This window comes from Posidoniimonas corsicana, from assembly GCF_007859765.1.
GTDB lineage: Bacteria > Planctomycetota > Planctomycetia > Pirellulales > Lacipirellulaceae > Posidoniimonas > Posidoniimonas corsicana.
This window is the reverse complement of the sequence record NZ_SIHJ01000001.1, coordinates 1,848,768-1,872,990: the sequence shown is the minus strand read 5'-3', so window position 1 is coordinate 1,872,990 and position 24,223 is coordinate 1,848,768. Positions and strand designations below refer to the sequence as shown.

General features: G+C 68.5%; 22 protein-coding genes. 5 read left to right on the top strand and 17 right to left on the bottom strand.

Features of this window, described 5'->3' with window-relative positions:
- Positions 1-36: 36 nt before the first annotated feature.
- From KOR34_RS07220 to KOR34_RS07180, 9 genes are read right to left on the bottom strand one after another with little or no spacing between them, the layout of a single operon-like run.
- Positions 37-1,188, bottom strand: a complete 1,152-nt coding sequence (locus KOR34_RS07220) for a cysteine desulfurase family protein (protein WP_146563547.1) — start codon at positions 1,186-1,188, stop codon at positions 37-39.
- Positions 1,185-3,086 carry a prenyltransferase/squalene oxidase repeat-containing protein gene (locus tag KOR34_RS07215; RefSeq protein WP_228714537.1) on the bottom strand — a complete coding sequence of 634 codons (1,902 nt, stop codon included), beginning with the start codon at positions 3,084-3,086 and terminating at the stop codon, positions 1,185-1,187. The genes KOR34_RS07220 and KOR34_RS07215 overlap by 4 nt, the downstream gene beginning before the upstream one ends.
- A complete protein-coding gene (locus KOR34_RS07210; protein ID WP_146563545.1) occupies positions 3,083-3,955 on the bottom strand; it encodes a prenyltransferase/squalene oxidase repeat-containing protein in 873 nt (290 codons plus the stop codon). Before KOR34_RS07210 ends, KOR34_RS07215 begins: the two co-directional genes overlap by 4 nt.
- Positions 3,915-5,639 (bottom strand): polyprenyl synthetase family protein, encoded by a 1,725-nt coding sequence (locus KOR34_RS07205; RefSeq protein ID WP_146563543.1) that lies wholly within the window; start codon positions 5,637-5,639, stop codon positions 3,915-3,917. The genes KOR34_RS07210 and KOR34_RS07205 overlap by 41 nt, the downstream gene beginning before the upstream one ends.
- A 49-nt stretch (positions 5,640-5,688) precedes the next feature.
- A complete protein-coding gene (locus KOR34_RS07200; protein ID WP_146563541.1) occupies positions 5,689-6,879 on the bottom strand; it encodes a radical SAM protein in 1,191 nt (396 codons plus the stop codon).
- 49 nt (positions 6,880-6,928) lie between these two features.
- The gene (locus tag KOR34_RS07195) at positions 6,929-7,819 is read right to left on the bottom strand and encodes a ferredoxin family protein (RefSeq protein ID WP_146563539.1); all 891 of its coding nucleotides are present in this window, start codon (positions 7,817-7,819) and stop codon (positions 6,929-6,931) included.
- Positions 7,816-8,196, bottom strand: coding sequence for a hypothetical protein (locus tag KOR34_RS07190; RefSeq protein WP_197531214.1), 381 nt, complete (start codon positions 8,194-8,196; stop codon positions 7,816-7,818). Before KOR34_RS07190 ends, KOR34_RS07195 begins: the two co-directional genes overlap by 4 nt.
- Before the next feature lie 50 nt (positions 8,197-8,246).
- The gene (locus KOR34_RS07185; protein WP_197531213.1) at positions 8,247-9,350 is read right to left on the bottom strand and encodes a GTP-binding protein; all 1,104 of its coding nucleotides are present in this window, start codon (positions 9,348-9,350) and stop codon (positions 8,247-8,249) included.
- Positions 9,344-9,823, bottom strand: a complete 480-nt coding sequence (locus tag KOR34_RS07180; RefSeq protein ID WP_146563537.1) for a glycine cleavage system protein H — start codon at positions 9,821-9,823, stop codon at positions 9,344-9,346. Before KOR34_RS07180 ends, KOR34_RS07185 begins: the two co-directional genes overlap by 7 nt.
- A gap of 315 nt (positions 9,824-10,138) precedes the next feature.
- On the opposite strand from KOR34_RS07180, the gene KOR34_RS07175 reads away from it, so the two are divergent.
- The 3 genes from KOR34_RS07175 (at position 10,139) to tssK (ending at position 13,735) form a co-directional block, all read left to right on the top strand.
- Entirely contained in the window at positions 10,139-11,017 is an 879-nt protein-coding gene (locus tag KOR34_RS07175; RefSeq protein WP_146563534.1) for a sugar phosphate isomerase/epimerase family protein, read from the top strand.
- 214 nt (positions 11,018-11,231) lie between these two features.
- The gene (locus KOR34_RS07170; protein WP_146563533.1) at positions 11,232-12,104 is read left to right on the top strand and encodes a GGDEF domain-containing protein; all 873 of its coding nucleotides are present in this window, start codon (positions 11,232-11,234) and stop codon (positions 12,102-12,104) included.
- A 152-nt stretch (positions 12,105-12,256) separates the two neighbouring features.
- Positions 12,257-13,735: a type VI secretion system baseplate subunit TssK gene (gene tssK, locus KOR34_RS07165; protein WP_228714536.1), complete on the top strand. Its 1,479-nt coding sequence runs from the start codon at positions 12,257-12,259 to the stop codon at positions 13,733-13,735.
- A gap of 42 nt (positions 13,736-13,777) precedes the next feature.
- Here the strand turns inward: tssK and tssG are convergent, their stop codons facing one another.
- The 8 genes from tssG to tssA all read right to left on the bottom strand — a co-directional run bounded on the left by tssG (position 13,778) and on the right by tssA (position 21,491).
- Positions 13,778-14,911 carry a type VI secretion system baseplate subunit TssG gene (gene tssG / locus KOR34_RS07160; RefSeq protein WP_146563528.1) on the bottom strand — a complete coding sequence of 378 codons (1,134 nt, stop codon included), beginning with the start codon at positions 14,909-14,911 and terminating at the stop codon, positions 13,778-13,780.
- Entirely contained in the window at positions 14,908-16,758 is a 1,851-nt protein-coding gene (gene tssF, locus KOR34_RS07155) for a type VI secretion system baseplate subunit TssF (RefSeq protein ID WP_146563526.1), read from the bottom strand. The genes tssG and tssF overlap by 4 nt, the downstream gene beginning before the upstream one ends.
- Positions 16,755-17,210 carry a type VI secretion system baseplate subunit TssE gene (gene tssE, locus KOR34_RS07150; protein WP_146563524.1) on the bottom strand — a complete coding sequence of 152 codons (456 nt, stop codon included), beginning with the start codon at positions 17,208-17,210 and terminating at the stop codon, positions 16,755-16,757. The genes tssF and tssE overlap by 4 nt, the downstream gene beginning before the upstream one ends.
- A gap of 87 nt (positions 17,211-17,297) precedes the next feature.
- Positions 17,298-17,795, bottom strand: a complete 498-nt coding sequence (locus KOR34_RS07145; RefSeq protein ID WP_146563522.1) for an Hcp family type VI secretion system effector — start codon at positions 17,793-17,795, stop codon at positions 17,298-17,300.
- Positions 17,796-17,830: 35 nt separating this feature from the next.
- Positions 17,831-18,271, bottom strand: a complete 441-nt coding sequence (locus tag KOR34_RS07140) for an eCIS core domain-containing protein (protein ID WP_146563520.1) — start codon at positions 18,269-18,271, stop codon at positions 17,831-17,833.
- Positions 18,272-18,366: 95 nt separating this feature from the next.
- Positions 18,367-19,836 carry a type VI secretion system contractile sheath large subunit gene (tssC, locus tag KOR34_RS07135; protein WP_146563518.1) on the bottom strand — a complete coding sequence of 490 codons (1,470 nt, stop codon included), beginning with the start codon at positions 19,834-19,836 and terminating at the stop codon, positions 18,367-18,369.
- Positions 19,837-19,890: 54 nt separating this feature from the next.
- Positions 19,891-20,400 carry a type VI secretion system contractile sheath small subunit gene (gene tssB, locus KOR34_RS07130; RefSeq protein ID WP_146563516.1) on the bottom strand — a complete coding sequence of 170 codons (510 nt, stop codon included), beginning with the start codon at positions 20,398-20,400 and terminating at the stop codon, positions 19,891-19,893.
- Between the two features lie 56 nt (positions 20,401-20,456).
- Entirely contained in the window at positions 20,457-21,491 is a 1,035-nt protein-coding gene (tssA, locus tag KOR34_RS07125; protein WP_146563514.1) for a type VI secretion system protein TssA, read from the bottom strand.
- A 233-nt stretch (positions 21,492-21,724) separates the two neighbouring features.
- On the opposite strand from tssA, the gene KOR34_RS07120 reads away from it, so the two are divergent.
- Both KOR34_RS07120 and KOR34_RS07115 read left to right on the top strand, forming a co-directional pair.
- On the top strand, positions 21,725-22,339 hold the full coding sequence (locus KOR34_RS07120) for a DotU family type IV/VI secretion system protein (RefSeq protein WP_197531212.1): 615 nt from the start codon (positions 21,725-21,727) through the stop codon (positions 22,337-22,339).
- Positions 22,340-22,368: 29 nt separating this feature from the next.
- On the top strand, positions 22,369-23,958 hold the full coding sequence (locus KOR34_RS07115; RefSeq protein WP_146563510.1) for a type VI secretion protein IcmF/TssM N-terminal domain-containing protein: 1,590 nt from the start codon (positions 22,369-22,371) through the stop codon (positions 23,956-23,958).
- Positions 23,959-24,223 lie beyond the last annotated feature (265 nt).

The following is a 24,223-nucleotide window of genomic DNA, read 5'->3' as shown; positions in this document are numbered from 1 at the left end:
GTTCTGCCTCGGGGGTCTGGGATTTGAAAAGACTACTCAGGAGTGTCTGGCGCGGGCGTCCTGCAGTCTGGCGATCATCGTGGGCAGGGCCGCCTCAAGTTCGTTCGGGTCGGTCATGCTGCTCCAAGAGAGCCGCACCGCGCCGTCGAGCAGCGGACCCGCGACGTCCATCGCGGCGAGCACATGGCTGGCGGTCGCGCAGATAGTCGTGCAGGCCGCCCCGTCGGACACGGCCGCCACGCCCGCAAGCGCGTCGATGACCGAGTCGGCATCCAGACCGGGAATCGACACCGAGGCGACGTGCGGGAGCGTCGCTTGTGGGTCGCCATGCACAACAGCATCAGCTTGCATCAGTGCCGCCAGGATCTTCTCGCGGAATTCCGTACAGCGGCGTTCTCGGGATGCTTCCTCTTGCTGGGCCAGTTCGGCGGCGTGGCCAAACGCCGCGATCAGGGCGGTAGGCAGGGTGCCAGACCGCAGGCCTAGCTCCTGGCCGCCGCCGTGCAGCACCGGCCGCAGTGGCGGCAGCAGCCCAAGCCGCCGCCGCGCCACCAGGGCGCCGATCCCGTGCGGACCGTGGATCTTGTGCGCGGTGACGCTGATCAGATCGATTCGGTTGTTGCGCAGCGGCGCCGACCGCTTGCCGAACCCCTGCGCGGCGTCGACATGCAGCAGCGCATCGTGACCGGCGAGGCTGTCGGCTATCGCCGCGATTGGCTGCTCGATGCCGGTCTCGTTGTTCACATGCATCACCGAGACCAGCAGCGTGTCGTCCCGCACGGCGTCGCGGACCGCGTCGGCGGACACCCAGCCGCCGGCGGTCGGCGGGACCAGCGTCACCTCAAAACCGCGGCGGCGCAGCTCGGCGAGCGGCTCGAGCACGGCGCGGTGCTCAATCTGGGTGCTGACAAGGTGGCGTCTGCCAGTCTGCAGGCCGTGCTCCGCCAGCCCCAGCAGCGCCAGGTTATTGCTCTCGGTGGCGCCGCTGGTGAATACCACCTCGTGCCGGCGGGCGTCGACGACGCGTCCGATCTGGTCACGCGCCGTGTGCACGGCGTCCTTCGCCCGCTGACCAAACTCGTGGGGGCTGCCCGCATTGCCGTAATCGGCCGACAGATGCTCTATCAGCGTCGCGCGGACGCGCGGATCGATGGGGGTGGTGGCGCTGCTGTCAAGGTAGAGCGTCATGCGGGCGCCTCGACGTGCGGCGCGACGGCAGAAGGCTCCAGCACGCGGATCGCTCGTCCCAGCGCGGCGACCGTGTACACCACTGGGTACATCCGCTCGTAGTACCAGAGCTTGGCGAAGTAGAAGCCGATCGGCGTGGCGGGGAACTCCCGGCCGCCGGCGGTGTGTTCGACCAGCCACGCGGCCCCGCGGCGCACAGACTCAGCAACCCGACCATCGGGCGCTCGGTCCGCAAACGCGGCAAGGGCCTCGACGGCGAGCGCCGTTTCCTCGATGGACGACGGGGTGGCCGGGCCGCCGCCCCAGCCTCCGTCTTCATTCTGTAGCGAGATCATATATTGCAATCCGCGAACCGCATTCGGCAGCTGCCGGTCGCCGTCCGCCGCGTGGCAACCGATCTCCGCCAGCGCGACCAGCACTCGGCTTGTGCCGTAGGTGAGGTTGGTCTCGTCCACCGCAACGGCGTGCTGATTTCCGAACCACAGCGGCGCCCAGCCGCCGTCGGGCCGCTGCTGTCGTGCGAGGTACGCCAGCGCTGCCCGCTCGGCGCGGCGGGCGCGGTGCGTTAGGGCTTCGGGCAGCACCGACCGCCAAGCGTGCAGGGCGCGTAGGCCGTGGGCGGTGATGTCACAGCTGCTTCGGTCGAACGGCAGCGTGCCCCAGCCGCGGCAGAAAGTCGGCATGCCGCCGTCGGCGTTCTGGAGATCAACCAGCCAGACGATGCCGGCGATGGCGGACTCACGGAGTCGCGCGCGATCTTCGTCGGCGTCGGCAAGGGCGCGTAAAGCGAGCAACGCGCCCGGGGTGTCGTCGGCGTCGGGCACGCCGCCGGGCAGGTCGGTCCAGGCCCAGCCGCCCGGCGCCGCCTGGGTGTAGGGGTGCACCTGCTTGAGCTGCTGTCCGTGCAGCCAATCGCGGACGGCGCCCTGCTCACTCAGCGGCATTCTCTTCGATATCCAGCCGCCGGCATCCAACGCGTTAACCGACAGCGTGGTGACCCACGTGGCGAGGTTGGTGTCGATGGGCCAGCTGCCATCGGGGCGTGCGGAGCGGACGAGGAACTCGACCGCCTGCTCAACAACCGGGCATGCCGCCTCGCCGGCGCCCAGCAGGCCGAGCGTGACAAAGCTGGTGAGCGGCGTCGCCTCGAGGAACCCGCCGCCGTCGGGCTGGATCGACTGCAGCACGCTCAGCACCCGCCGGCGCGTCATGCCGCGGGCCGCCCGCGTCAGTGGGTTGCGGGTGGGACGGTTGCTGTGACGCACCAAACCGATAGCGATCAAGGCGGGCAGCGCGTAGCTAACGACCGGCAGCTTGACCTTGGCGTACCAGGCGGGTGGGCAGGCGGCTAGCTCGAAGGGAAGCTGCGGCGCCAGCCGCCAAGCATCGCGCCCCGCCCCGAGGCGGTCGTGCAGCGCAAGGGTGGTGAGGATGGGGACAGAGAACGTGTGGTCCTTGCCGTACCGCCTGCGGATGGCGGCGGCCAGCGTTGGCGGGTCGAGCCCTCCGGCAGCGTCGGCGAGCCAGGCACGCACCGCCTTCTCAGCCTGGCCGTAGGCCGCTTCTTCCCCAGAGAACGCCGCCCAGCAGAGGGCGGTCGTGCTAATGTTGCTCAGGCTGAGCGTGGTGTCGCCGAAACCGCCGTCGTCGTTCTGGTGCGCAGCAAGCCAGGCCAGGCCCTGCCTCACAAGCAATTCAATGGCCCGCCGCCGGTCTTCCGGAAGGCCGCTCACGCAGCCAAGGTATCGACGCAACGCGCAAACCGCGGTTGCGGTGGAAAGGGCGCTGCTGGAGAGCTCGCCCTCCCAGTAGCCCTGCTCGTTGCGGAACGCGAGCAGCTCGTCGGTGGCGGCCGCCAGCGTGTCGCGGAGGGTCGGGATGGGGGGCTGGTCGGTCACAGGCTCAGGTGCCCCAGGGCGAGCAGCCCGTAGAAGGTGTACTCGCAGTCCAGGGCGTCGTCTTCCCAGGTGCCGTAGAACCCGCCGCGGGCGGTCCACAGGGTGTCGATGTAGTCGAGGCACGGCTCCTTGAGCGGCTCGAGGTCGCTCTGCATGCTGGCCAGCGCGTGCAGTGCGGTAGCGGTCGAGAGCAGGTCCGGGAAGGGAGCGCCCTGGGCCGCGTAGAAGCCGCCGTCGGGGTGGATCTGCCGCAGCAGCCACAGCTCTAGCTCGCTGCCCGCGTCGGCCGCGCGGCCAAGGCGGCGAAACATCGTCGCGGCCGCGGCCGACGAAGGGGTTAGGCCCATCGGCATGTCATCGGCGTTGGCGTAGCCGCCGTCTGGTGTGCGGAGCGACGCCACGCACTCCAGCAGACGCTCCGGACCGGGCGGGGTGCGGCCGAGGTCCTCGTACGCGCCTAACGCTAGGAAGCAGCCGTAGATGTCGCCCCGCGTTGCTCCGGGATCGATGTGGTAGCCGCCATCGGGCGTGCGGCGGCACTCGATCCGTGCGAGAAGCGCGTCGGCCAGCTCAGCGGGGACCGCGTCGCGGTCGAGCGACGCCCAGCACCGCGCCAGGCAAGCAACGTGCACGCTGTCCTGCCCTTCGCCATCGCCGAACGACTCGAGGTAGCCACGGGTCTGCTCGACCGGCAGCTCGGCCTGCAGCGCGGTGAGCCCCTGCAGGCCGAAGGCCGTGTAGTAGAGGTCGCTCTTGCCGTCCCGGTCCTGGAAACCGCCGTCCGGGTTGATCTGCCCCCGCAGGAAGCCCTCAACCAGCGGCGTGGCGTCACCCAACAGGTTCGGAGACAGCCGCGCCACTTGCAGCATTTCGAGCCTCAAACTCACTGCACCAGTCCTTCACTTCGATCGAGAAGATCTTGCTGACCACCCGCCGCAGCAGGCCCTTGAGGCTGGCGTCCCGCAGCTCGGACAGGCACTGCACGGCCTCTTCTTTGTAAGACTCCTGCAGCACGCGGCAGCGGGTCACGACGTCGTACTCGTCAATCAGCGCGCGGAGCTGGTCGGTCTCCTCCACAGAACACTCGCGCCGCCAGGACTTTTCGACCAGCGCCCGCTCGGCGGGTTTGGCCTTGGTGCGGTCGTGCAGCACGGCCAGCGGCAGCGTGGGCCGCATCGCGGCGATGTCGTTCGGCTCGTCCTCGTCGGTGAGGTCGTCGACGTCGTCGCGGATCTGGTAAGCGATGCCGAGCGCCTCACTGTAGCGTCCAATCACGCCGAGCGCGGCCTCGTCGGCGCCGGCCAGACACGCGCCCACGCGGAGCGCAACGTCGAACGCGGGCGAGGTCTTCTGGCGGAAGATGTCGAGCACCGCCAGCGTGTCCAGCGGCCGCGGGTCGCTGGTCCAGTTCAGCTCGGCGCCCTGTCCCAGGCAGAGCGTGCGGTGGCCAGCGATGGCCGCCTGGGTCATCGCCAGCGCCTGCGACGCGTCGGCGCCCGACTCGGCGATCAACCGGTAGCCCTCGCCCAGCAGCAGGTCACCCAGGTTCAGGGCGACCGGCACGCCGTGCTCGATATGCAGGGTGGCCTGGCCGTAGCGCAGGTCGTCGTCGTCTTCGATATCGTCGTGGGCGAGCGACGCCTTGTGGAAGCACTCGACGCCTACCGCGGCCCGCTTCACCTCCAACGGCACCTCCGCGTGCGGGTTCTCTTGAGCGGCCTTCCAAACGCAGGCCGTCAGGAACGGCCGCCAGCGCTTGCCCTCCTTGGCCAGCCACGCGCGGGCTTGGCGGTCGGTGTCGCTGGCGGCGGGGCCCATGATCTCTTCGAGCGCCTCAGGCGTGAACCAGCGCTGGACCTCCTCGCGCAGGCCGTCCAGGTCCAGGCGGTGGGTGCGGTCGTCGCTAGTGAGGTGCAGGGCCTCCCAGATCCAGTCGACGTCGACCGTGACGTCCTTGCAGTCGTCCTGCAGGAGCGGGATCGCGACGCCCGGGATGGCGGCGGCCTCCATGTACGGGAAAGCCTTCTCCAGCACCGACAGGCAGCTCACGCCGACGATCGCGTCGATCTTGCCGGTCTCGATGATGGCCATCACCAGCGCCGACCCCTCGGCCACCAGCACCGCGTAGCCGAGCCGCTCGGCCTCTTCCTGCAGGTCCTGGATGGTGCACAGGCCGCACTGCTTGCAGAGCAAGCCGAACTCGTCAAACGGCGCCGGGCACTGGTCCTCGACCCGCAGGCACTTGGGCACCAGCAGCAGCCGCCGCTCGTACGGCACCGAGGCCAGCTTGTCGCGCCACAGCTCGCTGTTTAGCAGCACGCCGACGTAGTCGGTGAACTTCTCCTCGAGCCCCTCCTGCTCCACGAACCGCTCGGACATCGCGCGGAGGTCGGTCATGCTGAGCGGCGGCGTGGCGCCCTCGCGGGAGACCATCTCGCGCAGCCGGGCGCGGACCCGCTCGCGCTCGCCGCGGGTGGGCGGGATGTTCTCCTGAGCAGGCCGCTCGCGCTGCAGGGGGACGGCGCGGGGCAGGTTGATCACGGGGAGTTGCATGAGGGATTCGTCTCTCGGCGAGGGGTGCGGTCGCGGTTGCAACGCGTGCTCAGGTGTAGGCGCCAAACCCGAAGTACCAGTGCTTCTTGGCGAAACGGTAGAGCCACTGCTTCTCGGGTATTTCGGCGCCGGGGCTGTGCTGGCTGCCGCGTGGCTCCAGCCGGTCCAGCTCGGCCAGGGCGGTGCCGCGCTGGGTGGTGTCGCCGGCGCTGTGGCGGTGGACCAGGTCGCGCACCAGGTCGGGGCGCTCCAGCACCACGCAGCCGCGAGTCGCCTCGGCGGAGGTGCGGCGGAAGTCGTCCAGGAACTCCGACTTGCTCATCAGCTGGTACACGTCCGGGCCGTCGTGGATGTTCTCGGTCGCGAACTGGATGATCGGGCAGGGCTCGATGGCGCCGGAGGGGCCGATGTGGTGGCTCACGCCGGTCGACATCGGGCAGAGCGCCTGGCCGCGGTCGTCCCAGTACGGCTCGACGATTCCGATCGGCATCTTGGTCCGCATCTCGACGATGAAGCGGCGGATCGAAACCACCTGATCCGGCGTGAGCGCTAGCTCGGGCGATGGCTCCGGGCCAACCACGCGGTAGGTGTGGAACCAGACGTAGTGCACGCCCATCTCGATGAGCCGGTTGAGCCAGTCCTCGCTGACCAGGTCGTAGTTGGTCTGGCAGATGCTGCTGGCCACGCCGACGATCAGCTTGTTGTTGACGCAGTTCTCGACTCCGGCGAGCGTCTTGTTGAGCACGTCCTTGCCGCCGCGCCGCTCGTTGCTCACGACCTCTGAGCCCTCGATGCTGATCAGCGGGGTCGCGTTGCCCAGCCGGCGGAGCTTCTTGGCCACCTCGTCGGTGATGAGCTGCCCGTTGGTGAAGATCTGGAAGTAGCAGTCCGGGTGCCGACCCAGCAGCTCGAGCAGGCCGGGGTGCATGAACGGCTCGCCGCCGAGGATGCCGAAGTAGCTGTTGCCGTGACGCTTGGCGTCGGTGATCAGCTTGTCGAGTTCGCCGAGCGGGATCATCTGCCGCGGCGACGCCACGTCCACCCAGCAGCCCTGGCACCGCAGCTGGCAGCTGTTGATGATCGAGATGAACAGGAAGGGCGGGAAGTAGACGCCTTCCTTGAGCCGCTTCTTGTACTTCTGGACCGACCGCATGCCCTTGAAGCCGAAGTTGTAGGCGAACTTCCACAAGGCGCGCTTGTCGGTCTCGAGCAGCATGCGGGTGGCGAGCCTGGCGACCATCAGCCTGTCTTCTCGGTGTGGGTGTGGGGGCTTAAGCGACGAAGGGCGGTCACGTGGGGGCGCCGCCCGCGTTCTGGTCTGGCGCCGCGGCGTTCTTGGCGAGGGCCTCTTGGGCCCGCTGCTGCGCCTGCTTGGCCTTCGATTGGATCTCGTCGGCGCTGGGCAGGCTAGCGAGTACGTCGACTGGTATGTCCATGTCACCGACGCCCTGCTGCAGCTTCTTCAGACAACGCTGCCGCTCCTTGAGGGCGCGTTCGTCGTCTCGTTCCTTGGAGAACCGCGACTTGGCCTTGGCGCTGCGGTCGCGGAGCATGGCGTAGATGTCGCCGCCGAGCAGCGACGAGATGTCGACCTTCATCGCCTCGCGGCGGAGGTCCTCGTCGCTGATGGCGTCGCCGTTGATCGGGCCGGCCTTGTACTTGGGGAACAGGATCGCCACTTCCGGGCAGACCCGCGAGCAGGCGGGGCAGTCGGTCTTGCAGTTGCTCTGGTTCTGCACCGTAATCTTGCCTTCGCCCGAGACGCCGTACACGTCGAACAGGCAGAAGCTAAGGCACTGCATGCAGTTGGTGCAGCGGTCGAAGTCGATCACGGGGAACCACGGCTTCCAGCCGTCCGCGGCGCCGGCGCCGGTCTGCTCGCACAGGCCCTCGACGAGCGGCACCACCTCGTCCGGCGCCACGCCGGACACGTCGCGGACGTGCACGCGGCAGCCGTCGGCGGCGTCGAGCTGCGGCGGCTCGCCGGCGAAATCGCCCAGCACGATTAGCTCGCGGTGCCCAAGATCGGCCAGGGCGCCGTCTGGCCGGACGCGGCTGACCGAGTAGCCACGGTCCAGCAGCCGGCTGAACAGGTCCAGCCGCACGCCCTGCTCCAGCGGCTGGCTGCCGCGGCCCTCGTACAGCACGACCCGCTGAATGGTTTCGCTGGTGGCGATCATGTGGCGCCCCCTTCCGGCGGATCGGCCTTCTTAGGGGCGGGGATCGGCGCGCCGTTCAGCAGGCAGTCGGTGGTCTGCGCGGCGGATAACTCGCGCATGTTGACGATCTCGACCCCGTCCTCGGGCAGCGGCGATCCGGCGGCGGAGAACAGCCACTTCACCGCCCGCGGGTAACAGGCAGCGATCCGCAGACCGGGCTGGGACGCCAGCCGCGCGAGCGCCGGGTCCTGCTTGGCCGACATCTCGCACAGGTCGGCGACCGCGTCGAACGGCGCGTCCGACTCGGCAAGGCTCGCCAGCACGCCCTCCTTCACCTCGCGCGGCACTACCTTCGCGTAGGCACAGCGGCAGTAGAGGATGGGCTTGGTGGCGGGCATCGGCGGTTGCGTTGCGTGAAACTTGGTGTGGCTCGTAGGTGCGCTGTCAGCTAGCCACTAGCGTAACGGTGCGTCGGGTTCGGGCGGGAGGGGCGGAACGCCTCGGCGTGCTGGATTTCGGCCTGGATCCCCCACCGGTTTGCCGCGGCCGCGACAGCGTGCAGCACCTCGTCCCGAAGCGTTTCAGGGTCGCCCTCCGCCCTCAGGTTGACGATCAGGTCGCCGCGGTCGAGCGGGTCAGACAGTCGGTGCGACAGTTCGGAGTTAGCGTCCTCCCGCACTAGGTTTGCGACCGCCAGGTCGAGCCCAGCGGACGGCGCCAGCGTGGCCTTGAGGTGGGCGATCTCGATCCCCGCCCCCAAAACCCGCCCTCCAATGTCGGACACCAGGTGCTGCAGCAGCGCGTTGCCGTCGAACTCCGTCCCCGTCAGCGTCGCGGAGGCGTTCAACCAGCCGAGCAGCGCCTCGCCGTCGGCGTAGACGTCGTAGTCGATATCCATGGACTCTCGCCCGCCGGACTCCGATCCGATCACCCGGTCGAGCCAGCTCTCTACCCCGTCGCCCCGTCGGGCCGAGATCCGCATCACATCGGCCTGCGGGTAGGACGCTCGCAGCCGCTGTTCCAGGGCGTCTAGGTCTGCGTCATCCAGCAGGTCGCACTTGTTGATGACGATCAGGTCCGCCTCTTCCAGCTGCTTCCCGTAGATATAGCCGACCTTCGGCGAGAAGTTCTTGCCCGGCCGCAGCCCCAGCAGCCGCTGGGCGCGGATCGGGTCGATCAACACGCTCAGCGGCGCGACCGAGTACGACTCGCCGTACAGGTGCTTCAGCGGGTAGCTGACCGTGGCCTGCAGGTCGGTGCAGCTGCCGACTGGCTCGGCCAGGAAGACATCTGGGCGGGTTTCGTCGGTCAGTCTTTCGGCCGCTTCGACAAGCGAATTGAACTTGCAACAGAAGCAGCCGCCGCTGATCTCTTCGGTCGGCAGCGACGTCGAACCGAGCATCGCGGTGTCGACCAGACCGACACTCTGGTCGTTGGTGATCAGCCCCACCCTCAGGCCGCGCTCGTCAAGCATCCGGGCGGCGCGGAGGATGGCGGTGGTCTTCCCCGCGCCGAGGAAGCCGCCGATCATGATGTATCGCGCTCTCAGCACTGACGCTCCTCGCTCTGGTGTTGCTCGTCAACCATCCGCTGGATGGTCTGGTCCAGGATCGCAGCGTAGCTTTCGGCGTCAACCGCGTCGGTGATCGTGGCGTTCTCCAGCTCGTACAGCCAGCCGCCGTCGTAGGGGTCCTTGTCGATGAGCTGGGGGTTCTCATGCAGGCTTGGGTTGCCCCCTACGAACACCCCGCCGCCTACGCAAAAGATGTCCGATTGGGCCTTAAACCCCTCGATCCAGCCGATGGGCTGCCCCTGACTGACCAAATCGCCATTTTGTGGCGTAAATTCGTGCTCGACGAAGTCGCCCAGCATGCGGATCGCAAACTTGGTGAGGCCTACGCGCAGACGTCCCCCGCCCACGTCCAACAGCCAGTAGTGGGACGGGCAGAAGCGGTGGGACTTTGGCAGACGCGTCGAGAATCGGGCTTGCCGATAGTAGAGCGTATCGGCGGGATCGATAGGCATACAGGGAACCGCCGAACTCAGGTAACAACGCGGATCGTGGTCCGATTATAGGCGATTGCGGACGCCGAGGGACAATATTCCGGCCGCTCGCCGTAAATGTCGAGCCGGCCGTTCGTTCCGCTCTCCGCAGGGCACAAGGCAGGGCGCCGAAACGTTGCGCAGGTTACGCCCCCGCAGGCGTGCCGCGGGCGGCGCTCGGTTGCCCGTGACTATCGCCTGCGCGCTGTCGACTCGGCGCCGCCCCTAGTAGAATCGGCGGCGGGCGCGGCTGTCTCCAGGCCGACCGGAACTCACTCCTTCCCGACGGGCGAGCGCATGAATCGCAGAAGCTTTCTAACCTCGACGACCGCCGCCGCCGCGGCACTGGCGTGGCGTCCGGCGCCCGCGGCGGCCGCGCAGAACCAATCCAGCGAACCGCTGTCGATCTACAAGGCGGTAAAGTGGGGCATGATCCAGTCGGGCGGATCGGTGCTCGATAAGTTTGAACTCTGCCGCGAGCTGGGCTACGACGGCATGGAGCTCGTTAGCCCCGGCGGGCCAACCGCGAAGGAGGTCCGTGCCGCCTCCGAATCGACCGGCATGCCGGTGCACGGACTGGTCGACATGAAGCACTGGGAGATCCGCCTCTCCTCGCCCAGCGAGAGCGATCGCGACAACGGGCGAGCCATCCTGGAGCAGGCAATACGCGACGCCAAGGCGTACGGCGGCGACTCGGTGCTGCTGGTCCCCGGCCGGGTCGGCGGCGCCGACGAGACCCACGACCACGTGTGGGGCAGGTCGGTCACCGAGATCCACAAGGTGCTGCCGCTGGCCAGCCGGCTCGGCGTGCGGGTGCTGATCGAGAACGTGTGGAACGGCTTCTGCGAGACGCCCGACCAGCTCCGCGACTACCTGGACGAGATCGACAGCCCCTGGGTCGGCGCGTACTTTGACATCGGCAACGTCCGGAAGTTCGGCCCTAGCGAGGACTGGATCCGCACGCTGGGGCCGCGGATCGTCAAGCTCGACGTCAAAGACTGGGGCGAGTCCAACGGCTTCTGCAAGATCGGCGACGGCGACGTTAACTGGCCCGCGGTGCGCGAAGCATTGCGAGAGATCAACTTCTCCGGATGGGCGACCGCCGAGGTTGGCGGTGGGCAGCGGGACCGCCTGGCGGAGATCGCTCAGCGGATGGACCGCGTGCTGCTGTCCTGAGCTGCCTGCAGGTTGGCGATAGAGGTTCGGTCGTGCGGGATGCGCCGATGGTCCGGGCCGTTGTCCACCGGCTAGCGGGCTCGTGAGACTGGCCGCCTGCAGAATCCCAAAGACGCTGTCGCGGCTGGCCGTCTGGCCACCAGGGGAAGCTAAGGTTGAGAGATCGGCCGCGTCGGCGGCTGCGCCCGCCGACTCTCTCCGCCGTTCCCACGCCATGACGCCCGCAGCCCCCCGCACGTTTGCTCTTGAAGGCTGGCTCGACCGTTGCAAGGACCACGCCGCCCTGTCAATCGCCGCCTCGCTGTTGCTGGCGACCATCGTCGCGGCAGCCGACTACGCGACCGGCGATGAGATCCCGCTGATCGTGTGCTACCTCCCATCGGTCCTCATCATGACCTGGGTGAGCAGCGCCGCGGTGGGGGCGACGCTGGCAGCGGCGTGCTGCACAGCGTGGCTGGCGGATGACCTTCTTGCCCTGGACGGCCAGGGCGTGACGGCCCAGGAGGCCTGGACCGCGGCCATCCACGCGGTGTTCTTCGTGGTGCTGGTCGGGATGCTGACCCGGCTGCGGATCGCCAACGAGAACGAACGCCGCCTGGCCCGCACCGACGGGCTCACGGGCCTGCTGAACGCCAAGGCGTTCCGCGAGCGGGCGGAAGAGGAACTCGCGAGGTCCGTCCGCCGGGAGCACTGCGTCTCGGTGGCGTTCATCGACTGCGACAACTTCAAGACCGTCAACGACACCCTCGGCCACCTCGAGGGCGACCGCCTGCTGGCCGCCATCGCGGCCGAGATGCAGGAGAGCGTCCGCAAGATGGACGTCCCCGCCCGCATGGGTGGCGATGAGTTTGCTGTGCTCCTGCCGGAGACCACCGAGCAGCAGGCCGAGCAGGTGATCGCGAGGATGCGGGAGCGGCTAGACGCGGCCATGGCCGCGAACAACTGGCCGGTCACCTTCAGCATCGGGGTGGCGGTCTACGAAACGCCGCCCCGCTCGGTCGACGAGCTCATCCACGGCGCCGACGAGCTGATGTACGAGGTCAAGGCCGACCAGAAGGACGCGGTTGTGTTCCGCCTGGTGGCCTAAAGTCCGCCGTCAACCGGCGCCGCCCGCACAACCGGCGCGTCCGGCGTGCGCGGCAATCTCGACTTTGCTTGGCCAGACGCCGGGACCGGAAACGATGAAGTGACGTGACACGCGCCACTTCCCCGTTGTCCCCGTCGCCGAGCGTCCCCGTCATGAGCATGTGCGAGCACTCCGTCCACTGGCACGAGGGGATGTTCCTCACGCCGCACCACTTCCAGGCCGCCGACCGCCGCAGCGCGCAGCTGCGGCAGCTCGGCTCCAGCTGGGACTCGCACTACAACTGGGGCGTCCGCACGATCGAGCTCGACGCCGACGCGCTCGCCAACCACCGCCTGGTGGTCCGCCGGCTGCGGGCGCGGATGCCCGATGGCGAGCTGCTCTCGTTCCCCGAGGACGGCAGCCTGCCCGTGCTGGACCTGCAGCCTGCGCTCAACGCGGCGGAGTCGGTGGTGGTGTACCTCGGACTGCCGCTGCAACACCAGTCCCGCGCGAACACCGCCGGCGAGTCCGCGAACATCGCCGCGCGGCGGCTGATCCAGACCCGCGAGGCGCGCGACGAAAACACGGGCGACCACGCCCAGAGCATCCAGGTCCTGACCCCCAACGCGCGGCTGCTGGTCTGCGGCGACGACCTGTCCGGCTTCGTGGTGCTGCCGATCGCCGGCGTGCGTCGGTCGGAGTCGTCCACCGGAGCGCCGGTGGTCGACCAGGACTTCATCCCGCCGGTGCTGGCGTGCGACGCCTGGCAGCCGCTGCACCAGGGCGTGCTGGCGCGGGTGCTCGACAAGGTCGAGAAGAAGGTTGAGATGCTCGCCACCCAGATCGAGTCGCGCCGTCTGCGGTTCGAGAGCCAGGGTCCGGGCGAGCGGGTGATGCTGGAGCAGCTCCGCGAGCTGCAGGCCGCCGCCATGGTGCTGCGTGTGGACGGCGCCGCCCAGGGCGTAGCGCCGCTGACCGCCTACCGCGAGCTGGCCCGCCTGGTGGGGCGGCTGTCGATCTTCGCCGGCGACGGCCGGATGTTCTCGCTGCCCGCCTACAACCACGACGACCTGGGCGGCTGCTTCCTGGCGGCTCGTCAGGCGGTCGAGGACCTGCTGGCGTGCGTCACGCAGCCCGGCTACCAGGAGCGGCCCTTCGTTTCGGACGAGATGCTGCTGCGGGTTGACCTTGACCCGGCGTGGCTGCACTCGGGTAAGTCGCTGTACCTGGGCGTGCAGAGCTCGCTGCCGGCCGACGAGGTGGAGCGGCTGCTCTCCAGCGGCCGCAACATCAAGTTCGGCTGTGCGAAGCGGGCCGACACGCTGTTCCTGCTCGGCCACGCCGGACTGGAAGCCCGCCGCGTGGTGCACACCCCGCGGGCGTTGCCGGTGCGGAGCGGCCTGCAGTACTACGCGCTGTCAGCGGACGGCGCGCCGGAGGAATGGCGGCATGTCGAGCGGTCGCTGACGCTGGCCGCGCGGCTCAGCGAGCAGCTGCTGATCGATGAGTTCAGCGACCACGACGCCGTGGTGCTGGACGTAGACGGCAAGTCGGCCACGCTGAAGCTGTCGCTGTTCGCCGTGGAGGACGAAACCACAGGGCAGCAGACTGACGCCCCGGCCGCTCGGCCCGAACTGGCGACAACCCCGTAGCGTCCCAACCGCGCTGCCTTCAGAACGCCCGCGCTGCGACCGCTACGCTTCGGACGATTCAATCGGCTCGAACACTGGCTCCCCGCCGTCTCGCTCGAGGGGCGCGGCTGCCAACCAACTGCTCCATCCCAACCGCGGACGATCACCATCCCGCTGGGCTGAGAGCCGCGGTATATCCGACTTCCGCAGCACCAGCTGCACGTCAAAGTCGAGCTCAGGCCCGATGGCAAGCCTCACCATCTGACACAGCGAGACAAACCTGCGGCGGTCCTGTCCGCCCCCGGCGTCGGGGAGGAACCGGGCAAACTGCTGGGCGTCGAGCGGACCGACCCGCACGCGGATGCGGCTCTGGCGGTCCCACACGCGGCTGCCCAGCACAGCGTCGACTCCCAGGCGGTTGGCGGCGCCCCAGGCGCCGGCGCGGGTCTGCTCTGCGGGCGATAGCTGGAGCCACTGCCCCTGGAACTGCTCGATCTCCACGGGAACGCGGAAGTGGCTCGACAGCATGGCGGCTACCTGGCTGGCCGAACGTCGACGGCGGGAGAGCGTCCCGACGTGCCGGGCGAGGACTGAATCGGGGATCTGGTCGACCACCTCGGCTGCACCGCCCTGCCCCGTAGGCTGGGTGACGGAGAGTCGGTTGCGCAGCTTGGGAGTCGCGACGCCGATCAAGCTGTACAGCGCGGTGGAGAAGGGGTCGGCCTGCGTCCGGTCGGCCACGCCGTCGGCCAGGCCCCGGTCGATCCGGCACTTGGCCCACACGCGGTAGAGCTGGCCGATCAGTCGGTTGTTGAACAGGTCGTACCAGGCGTTGAGTGTACGCTTAGCGGCGTCGCGTAGCCGGCACTCGAGCTGGATCAGCAGCTCCGTGTAGTGCCGGGGCAGCACGCCGCTGGGCCCGGTAAGGCCCATGAAGTTGACCCTCACGCGGGAGGTGTTTTCGTCTGCGTCGTCCGGCGTGATCGAGTCGATTGCGCTGGCGGGGAACGCGGTGGACGGGGGCGTCGAGAACCTCACCGCGGGGCTGCCCAGGCGCCGGTCGCGGTCGGCGCCCGCAGACGACTGCTCTAGCAGCCGCACCGCTTGGAAGAAGTCGAAGCTAGCGCCCTCGGCGTACAGCTGCTGCTGCACACTCGGTGCGTCGGGGTCGGACGGTATCTCGGCGACGGCGGTCACAGCAGCTCAACGCCTCCCGAGCGGGGACGCCAGACCTTCACCAGGCCCTGCTGCTTGGTCTTGAGCGTCAGCCGGGTGAACGAGTTCATCGTGGCGTACTCGGCGAAGAAGCGTTCGAGCACAGCGCCGAACAGGTACGCGCCGACGCCGCGGTAGTTTTCTTCGTCGAGCTCGAGCTCCACCGACACGCCGCGGCAGACGCCGCCGTCGGCGGGGCCGCCGACGCGGCACACTGCGCGGCCGATGTTCATGCCGATCACGCCGTCGATCATCTCGCTGTTGGCGATCGCCTGCGTGCGGTTCGCGGACCGGTCGGCGAAGTCGTACAGCCGGAGGATCTCCCGCAGCGCCGACAGGCCCAGCCGGTCGTTTGTCAGCGACAGGTGGTTCAGCGACAGGTGCGAGACCAGCCGCCAGTAGGCGGCCGCCCCCAGCGGCGGGCGGACCGGCGCGGTGGGCTGCCGCAGGCAGCTGGCGGACCGCACGGGGACGGGCGTCTCCATCTGCAGGCGCAGGCCGGCGGGCCCGGACGGGATCTGCAGCGGCAGGTCCCGGTTGGTGCAGGTCGCGTGCACGGTAATAGTCTGCTCGGCGGGCTGGGCCGGGGTGAAGTCCAGGTCGACCAGCCGCAGCATCACGTCCGACCCGGTGTCGTCGTGCTGCGAGGCGCCACGGCGGCGTGTGTGCCAGTAGGCGCGGGCCTCGTCCTCGCCCCGCCACGAGTTCTCGTGATCCAGCCCGTAAATCGGCTCGTAGCGTGTCGCGCGGCCGGTGGAGACGCCCACCACGCGGTCGGCGCTGTACACCTCGGTGGCGTCCCGGTTGTGGACGTCGGGCAGCACGGGGTACTCGTGCTTCTTGTGGGTCAGCCGGATCGGCTCGCAGACCTTCTCGAACAGGTTGACGATCGGCGTGCAGCCCAGCCGGAACGTGCTGGCGTTCACCTCGCGGGCGAGGCGTTCGTCCGCCTCATCGAGGTAGATCAGGATGTCGATCTTGGCGCCGGCGGTCGGCAGCGCCGCGGCCAGTCCGGCGATGTCGATGAAGGCGAACTTCTGGGGGAACGCGAACAGCTCGGTCAGCAGCTGGTACGCGCGGCTGGACTGTGGTGGGCTGGGCAAGAGCGACTCGTCGTCGCCAAAGCCGACCGGGTGGAGGGTCTGCTCGGCCGGAGCGTCGCTCAGCAGGCGGCCGCCATCCTCTGCCGAAGAGCGGACCTCGACCCGGGTCGAGCGGTTGAGCAGCTGTTCGTACAGCTTCGCCATCAGGTGGTCGTCGCCCTGCAGGTGGACCCGCAGCGTGTCGAGCGACAGCTCGCTGAACTTCATGTCGGCGTGCGTCTGCAGGCTGATCCGCAGCACGGCCGCGGTCTGCGGCGGCGGCGTCAGGCCGCGGTCGAACGGCGGGAACTCGATCGCCGCGTCCACCACGTCTAGCGGCCACAGCCGCACCGGGAAGCAGGTGCGGTACCGGCAGGCGGACCCGCCAGAAGTCTTTGCGCGGACCCCGACGCCGCGGGGCACTGGGAGCCCGCCAGGCTGGGGGCTCGCCGGGTCGGCGTCGAACTGGGCGATCGCCATCGACGGGATCGGCGCCAGGTAGTGCGGGTAGAGCGCCGAGAGCAGCCCGTCGGTGATCTCGGGGAACTGGTCGTCGAGCTTCTTCTCGACACGGGCCGACAGCAGCGCGAAGGCCTCGATCAGCCGCTCGACGTGCGGGTCGCGGCTCTGGTTGCGCTCCAGCAGCAGCTGCCCCGCCGCCGCGGGGTACTGCTTGGCGAACTCCTCCGCCTCGTGGCGGATGAAGTGGAGCTGCTCTTCGTAGTAGGGGTACAGCGATGCGTTCATGGTCGCTCCGTCGTGACGTGGGCCCGGCCGCTGGTGTTGCGGACCTTCACCGCCAGCGTGACCGCCCGCTGGGGATCGTCACGCAGCGTCCCTTGGATGTGGAACCGCCCCTCGTTGCAGAGCTTGGAGGTGGCGTCGGCGCGGACGCGGACCCGTACCAACCGCGGCTCGAAGCGCTTGAGCGTCTGCTCGAGCTGCCGCGCGGTGGCCACCCGCTCGTGGTGGGTCGCGATCGAGAGGGACTGCGGCGCTGGTGAGCCGTAGGTGAGCAGAGAGTTGGTCGCCTCGGGGCAGCCGGCGAGTTCGTCGCCCGGCGCGACGCTGCAGGTGTTGAGCAGGTCCTCGATGTCGTCGATCAGGCTCGCCAGGCCGGCGGGCCGGGGCTCTGCGACGCCGCCGCAGGCGGCCACCAGGCGGTCGAGCAGCGAGGGGGCGAGCGTCGGGGAGGGCATGCTCGGTCTCAACAGGTCGGGAGTACAAAAAATGGGCCGCGGCGCCCCCGGCAGGGACCGCCGCGGCCCGGCATGTCGAAGGGCCGACTAGATGGCCTTGTTCTCCTGCAGGTTCCAGCCCGCCTTGACCGGGGTCTCCAGGGCGCCCTTGTCGCTCTGCGGGCGGTACTGGTAGCTGATCTTGGCGAAGGCCAGCGTGACGGTGTCCATCGGCAGGCTGTCGCCGGTGCCCCCGCCCGTGTTGTAGGACGACACCATCACGTCCTCCAGCTTGATCTGGTAGAACTCTTCCTGGTCGCCGCCGGCCTTGCGGGCCACGAGGGTCGCTTCCTTGATGTGCTCGCCCTTGGCGCAGGACAGGAACAGCTTCGGCGAGGCCTTGCAGGCACGCATGGTGAACGTCAGGTCCTGCATGCTGACCTTGCCCGAGCCGGCGCCGGTGCCGTAGACAAAGCTGGCGGGCTGGGTCTCGCCCCAGTTGAAGCCGATCAACTGGATCTCGTTGGTGTGGGTCGAGTCCTTGGACTCGCCCTCGATCCCGTCGATCTTCAGGAAGTAGTCGATGGAGGAATGCTGGTCGGACATCTATCTAAGCTCCGTGTGGAATGTGAGTTTGGTTGTTAGCGGTTGTTGAGCATCATCTGGGTGAGCACCGTGCCCATGACCTGCCGCTCGCGCATCAGGCCGGCGGCCTGCAGCGCCTGGGCGCCCATGTGGTCGGCCTCCTTCTCCAGCGCAGCGTCGTCGTTGACCCACGCGCCCTGCAACTGCATGGTGGGCTGGACGCGTCCCTGCTTCTGCTGCACCACGTGCCATGCCTCGTGCGGCAGATGCTTTTCCTGCCCGGACGCGACATGGATGTCGGTGCCCTGGGCGTAGGCGTGGGCTTTGAGCTTGGCCGGCTTGTCGCTGTTGTAGTGGACCTTGACGTCGTCCATGCTGTAGCCGGACAGGCTCTCGATCCCCGACTTCAGGTTGTCGGGCAGGCCGGTGTTGTTCGACTTGGTCTGCGCCGGAACAACCCCAACCGCCGCGCCGCTCGCTTGGCTCTTCAGTTGCATCGGTAGGCCCTTTCAGGGAAATGGGGCAGGCCCGGGAACCCCGGGCCGCCCGCCCCGGGTGGGGCGGACGGCGCCGGTTTGTCCCGTCTGCTGGATCAGCCCTTCTGAGGCACCTCGGCCACCAGCCGCATGCTGGCGCTGAGGGTCTCGAGCTGGAAGTGCGGACGCAGCCACGCGACCGCCTCGTACCAGCCCGGCTTGCCGGCCACGGCACGCACCTCGACGGTGGCGTCGGACAGCGGGCACTTAGCCTTGGTCTCGTCGCCGGCCATGGAGGGGTCGCACACGTAGTTGGCGATCCAGTCGTTCAGCCACTTCTCGCACTGGTCGGCCTCGAGCATCGAGCCGACCTTGTCGCGGGCCATCACCTTCAGGTAGTGGGCGAAGCGCGACACGCACAGGAGGAAGTTGATCTTCGTCGACAGGTCCGCGTTGGCGGTCGCGGCGTCGTCGAAGTAGGTCTTCTGCTTCTGGGCCGACTGGGCGCCCATGAACACGGCGAAGTCGGTGTTTTTGGAGTGCAGCAGCGGCAGGAAGCCGAGGGTCGACAGCTCGAACTCGCGGCGGTCGGAGATGGCGATCTCCGTCGGGCACTTCATCGCGACGTCGCCGTCGTCGGTGTTGAAGGTGTGCACCGGCAGGCCCTCGACCTTGCCCCCGCCCTCGACGCCGCGGACCTTAGCGTACCAGCCGTACTTGCTGAACGCGTCGGTCACGCGGGTGGCGTACGCCCAGGCGGCGTTCATCCACAGGTACTTGCTGTGGTCGCGGCCGTCGACGAACTCCTCGAAGTCGAACTCCTCGACGCTCTTGAAGTCCTCGCCGTACGGCAGGCGGCCGAGCACGCGGGGCATGCACAGCGCCACGTAGCGGGAGTCCTCCGAGTCGCGGAACGAACGCCACGACGCGTGGGCCGCCGACTCGAAGATCTTGGCCAGGTCACGCGGGTTGGGCAGCTCGGTGAAGCTGGTCAGGTTCAGCAGCGCCGGCGAGGCGGCGGTGATGAACGGCGCGTGGGCGCCGGCGGCCACATTCGAGATCAGCTTCAGGAGGTTGATGTCCTCCGGGTGGCGGCTGAACTCGAAGTCGCCCACCAGCATGCCGTAGGGCTCGCCGCCCAGCTGGCCGTACTCTTCCTCGTAGACCTTCTTGAACAGCGCGCTCTGGTCGAACTCGACCGCGGTCTCGAGGTCCTTGAGCAGCTCGCGCTTCGTGACGTTCAGCACGCGGATCTTGAGCGTCGTGCCGGTTTCCGACTGGTGCACCAGGTAGTGGAGGCCCCGCCAGCTCCCCTCGAGCTTCTGGAACTTCTCATCGTGCATGATCTCGTTGAGCTGCGCGGAGATCTTCTCGTCGATCTTGGCGATCCAGTGGTTGATCTCGGCGGCGGCGTCCTGGCTGGTCACCTGGTCGGCGTCGACTACGTGCGAGATGAACTCCTGCAGGTAGTCGCGCTGCGACTGCCGCTCGGAGTCGTCCAGGGCGCGTGAGTTTTCGAGCAGCTTTTCAAGCAGGCTGAGCTCCTGGGCATCAGCCGCGTCGACGGTAGCTTCGGCGGTCGCCATTATTCGGTTCTCCCGTAGTGGGTGGGTGCTTGTGTGATTGGTCGCGGCGGGGGCCTACTCGGCTTCCTTCTCGCCCAGCTCGTCCTTCAGCGACTTGGCCGCCTCGGCGTCGGTGAGGACCTCCTGCAGCAGGTCGGCGTACGAGTCGTTGCCCTCCATCGTGCTGAGGATCTGACGCAGCTTGTGGCGTGCGTCCAGCAGGCTGTTGAGCGCCGGCACCTGCTTGGCCACATTCTGCGGCTCGAAGTCGGAGATCTCGCTGAAGTTCAGCTCGGCCGATAGGTTGGTGCCCTCTTCGTCGGTCAGGCGGTTGGGCACCTTCAGGGCCAGCCGCGGCCCGATCTTGCCCAGCACCTCGTTGAAGTTGTCGCGGTCGATCGGGACGAACTTGCGTTCCTTGACCGGCTTGGGGGTCTCGGTCTGGTCGCCCGCCAGCTCGGACAGCACGCCCACGACGAAAGGGAGTTCCTTCTGCTCGAGGGCGCCATTGGTTTCGACGTCGTAGGTGATCTGCACGCGCGGCGGACGCACACGGTCAAGCTTGTGCTGGAGGCTTTCGCTCATCGATTCGCTTCCTTTGATTGGGTCTCTGGGTAGTGGGCGTCACGCCCGAAACGGACTTAGGCCGATGCATCAACTCCGTCCGCTTCGGCGATACCAAACTCGCGATTCAGCTCCGTAAGCGTCGATTGCTCCCGGATTACGTGCTGCATCAAAGACGGGAACGGCAGCCGGCCGAGCCGGACCGCGCGTTTAATCAGGTAGGGTATTGGGCTGTGCGGCTCCATCGCACGGAGCCGGTCGGCGGTGTCGTCGAGCAGGCAGTACAGCTGCTCGCGGCCCGATGAGCCGAGTGTCGACGGCGCGGGCGGCGCCTCGTGCTCGGCTGAAAGTGGTTCTTCGGTGCCCGCGGACGGGAAGCCCAAGCGGGCGAGCTCGTCAGCCAGCAGGCCCTGCAGGTCCGCCAACGCGGCCCGCAGGTTGGCGAGTCCGGGCGCGTCGGCTTCGAGACGCTCGTCCAGCGTGCCCCGCAGCGAGTCCAGCCAGTAGAGCGCGCCGGACGCGTCGTCGTGATTCTGCTTAAAGCACTCGGGCGTGATCCGGGTTCGCAGGCCGGCCAGCTCGTCCGACTCGGCGGCCGGCTCGCCCCGCAGGCGGGTCCAATCGACGTAGCTGCGGGAGTCGTCGCCGTGGCCGATCAGCGGGAGCGTGCGGACCTGGTTCGGGAAGCACAGACCGCGGTGGGGGTCGTCGAGGAGGTTGCGGAGCGGGGTGCCGCGGGTCTCGGCCGGGTCGTCGCCCGCGGCGGGGGCGACGCGGTCCCAGCACTCGTCGGCCAGCCGGGCGATCAGCTCTAGCCCCTCGCGCAGGCCGCCGAGCCCGTCGGTGTGGGCGCGGGCCTCGGCCAGGTGGCACGCGGTGCGGAGGTCCTTGGCGTGCCCGGCCAGGGCCTGCTCGCACTCGCTGACGATGCCCTTCCAGTCGGCCCGCTTGAGCTGCGTGGGCCGCGTGGCGTCGTCGAAGGCGTCGGCGGACTCCTCCCGACGCAACTCCCTGAGCATCGGCGCAAGCGTCATCGCGAAGTGCGACTCATCGCCGGTCGGCGAGTCGCCCTCGAGCGGCGACAGCAGGGATTCGCAGGTAACGCTGGCCATCAGGGAAGGGGTACGAGGTGTTCGTTGCAGGGGGACGGGTGGTCCGACTCGTCTTTGGAAAGTAGGTCATGCGGGAGATGCCAGTGCCGCGTGCGAGCAACTTTCCTAAATCTTTCGCGCACACGGCGGCCCCTCCCCGGGTGGCCTACTCTTTGTCAGCGCGCCCGGACCACGCTGCGCCCCACCCGTACCCAGCGTCCCTACAGCCCCTACCCCCGTCACAACGCGTCGGCATGCGAACATCGACCACCGAGCCGCTGCACAAAGCGATCCGCTACGCGTTGCGGCTCCACTCCGCGGTTGAGCGGGGCGAGCGTCTGAGCCTCGCCAAGGAGCAGACCGTGCTGACCGGCCTGGCGTTGGAGGTTCCCGACGGCGGCGCCGACGATCATTTTCGCGGCGCCCGCTACGCGCTGGTTTGTTGGCTCGACGAACTGTTCATCTGCCGGTCGCAGTGGTCCGACGCCTGGAACGAGAGGAAGCTGGAGTCGGCGCTCTACGGCGGCAACGACCGCGCCTGGGAGTTCTGGCGGCAGGCTCAGCGGGCCGCCGCGCAAACCACCGACGACGCCCTTAGCGCGTACTACCTGTGCGTCGCGTTGGGCTTCCGCGGCCGGCTCCGCAACGATCCCCCAGCCCTGGAAGAGTGGTTCGAGCAGACCCGCGCCCGGGTGACCCGGTCGGCCGGCCTCGCGGCGACGCCCGCCGCTCGCCGGCGTCGTCGATCATCACCGCCGCGGCTGCGTGGCGAGGCGCGCCTGCGTCGGTTTGTCGCGGTGGCGACGGTCGCAACGATTCTGCTAGCGCCCTTCGCCACCTACGCCGTGATGCAACGAATCTTCGCCTGACAGCGCCGCCCCAGCCCAGCAACACGCCCATGATCGCACTGATTCGCAAGGCGGCGCCAACCGTCGCCAAGATCGCCGCGGCCCCGTTCATCAGCTTCGGACGGGGGGCGATCGCAGGCGGAGCGATCACTTGGCTGCTTCACGGGCTGCTGGTCGTAGCGGTGCTGTATGGCCTGCAGCGGCTCAACGCCTACCTGGAGCTCGAGAAGGTCGTTCGTGCGCCTTCCAGCCTGCTCCGCGAGACGTGGCTGCCCATCCTGTTCCTGCTCGCCTACGCGTTGGGCTGGGCCGCATTGGCCACCTGGCGCGCCGCGACCCGTCCCGAGGCGGCTTCGCGGTTCCCGGAACTCGACCGCTGCTGGCGGCAGGTCGTAGCGGCGATGCACCGCCACGGGGTGGACCTCGCCGAGAAGCCACTGGTGCTGATGCTGGGTGAGCCCGGCGGGAGGGAGGCCGAGCTGCTGTCGTCGTTCGCCGTCGCGCCGACGTTTGGCCCTGCCCCTGCGCAGCCGCACGCCAAGCTCCGCGTGTTTGCCGACGACCAGGCGATCTACCTGCTGTGCCACGAATCGTCGCTGCTCTCCACCGCCGCCGAGCGGCTATCGCACGTCCGCGGCGTCAAGCGGCGCGCGAGCCAGCCATTCGAGACCATCGCTTCCACTGAACAGCGGATGCCGGCCGCGCTGCGCACGCCGGCAATGGCCGCAGCCGGGGAGCCCACAGGTCGGGACTTCGCCGCGGTGGACGATTCACAATCCCCGGTTGGCTGCTCCGACGACGCCACAACCCTCACACTGGCCGAGCAGCTCGATGCGCAGCAGGCGTCGCCGTGCGGGACCCCTGCCCTGTTCGATGACGAGCAGGCCGAGCGCTGCGCGGCCGAACTCGACCACTTGGTGCGTCTGATCAAGAACGAACGCGGCACGGTCGCGGCCATCAATGGAGTCGTCGCCCTAACGCCGGTAGACGCCGCCGACTCGGACGCCACCGCCGACGCGTTTGGTTGGGCGTTGGAGCAGGACCTGGCCGTGCTCGGCGACGCCGCCGGAGTGCGGGTCCCGGTGCTGTCGATCGTCAACGACCTCCAGCACGCTCCAGGATGCGGCCACCTGCTGCACGTCCTGCCGCCCGACCGCAAGAGCAAGCGGCTGGGGATTGAGGTAGACCCGCGGGCCGCTGCACAGGACGGGGCAGCGGAAGATACCATCGGCGAGCTGCTGGACCGCATGACGCCGGTGCTCTGCCAACGGCTGATGCAGGTCGACGACGACCCCGCCAGCGATGACTCGCTCGGCGATAACGCCGCGTTGTTCGAGCTGCAGTCTTACCTGTCCGAACGCCGCGACAGGCTTGCCAAGCTGCTGCACGAAGGGCTCCGCAGCAATCCCACGCAGCCGTGGCCGCTGCATGGCTGCTTCCTGGTCGCCACCGGCGACGCTCTCGGCGCTAGCCAAGCCTTCGGGTCGGGCGTCCTGCAGTCGCTTGCGACGCGACGCGCAACCGCTTGCTGGACCACCGAAGCCCTGGACCAAGACGCCCGCTATACCCGCGTGGCCGGCTTGGGCTACGCAGGGCTCACGGCCGCCAGCGTCGCGGTCGGGTGGCTGCTGATCGGATAGCAATCGCTTTCCGAGCACTACCCACGGACTGACCGCCCGGGCGATTGTGGCTCCCCCCTGGAGGGGTCATGACGGGGCCCGGATCGGCGTGCACCGAGGGCCCTCTCGAGCCGGCTTACGCGACCCATCGTGTCGCACCTCATCGAAGCGTCCACGGCAGTTTATTGCACCGCCACGCTTGTTGATTGCAAACGGGCGCTGCAGCCGAGACAAGTTGCATGATCGGGCGTCAATTCCGCGTTCTATCGATGTCAATCACGTTGCC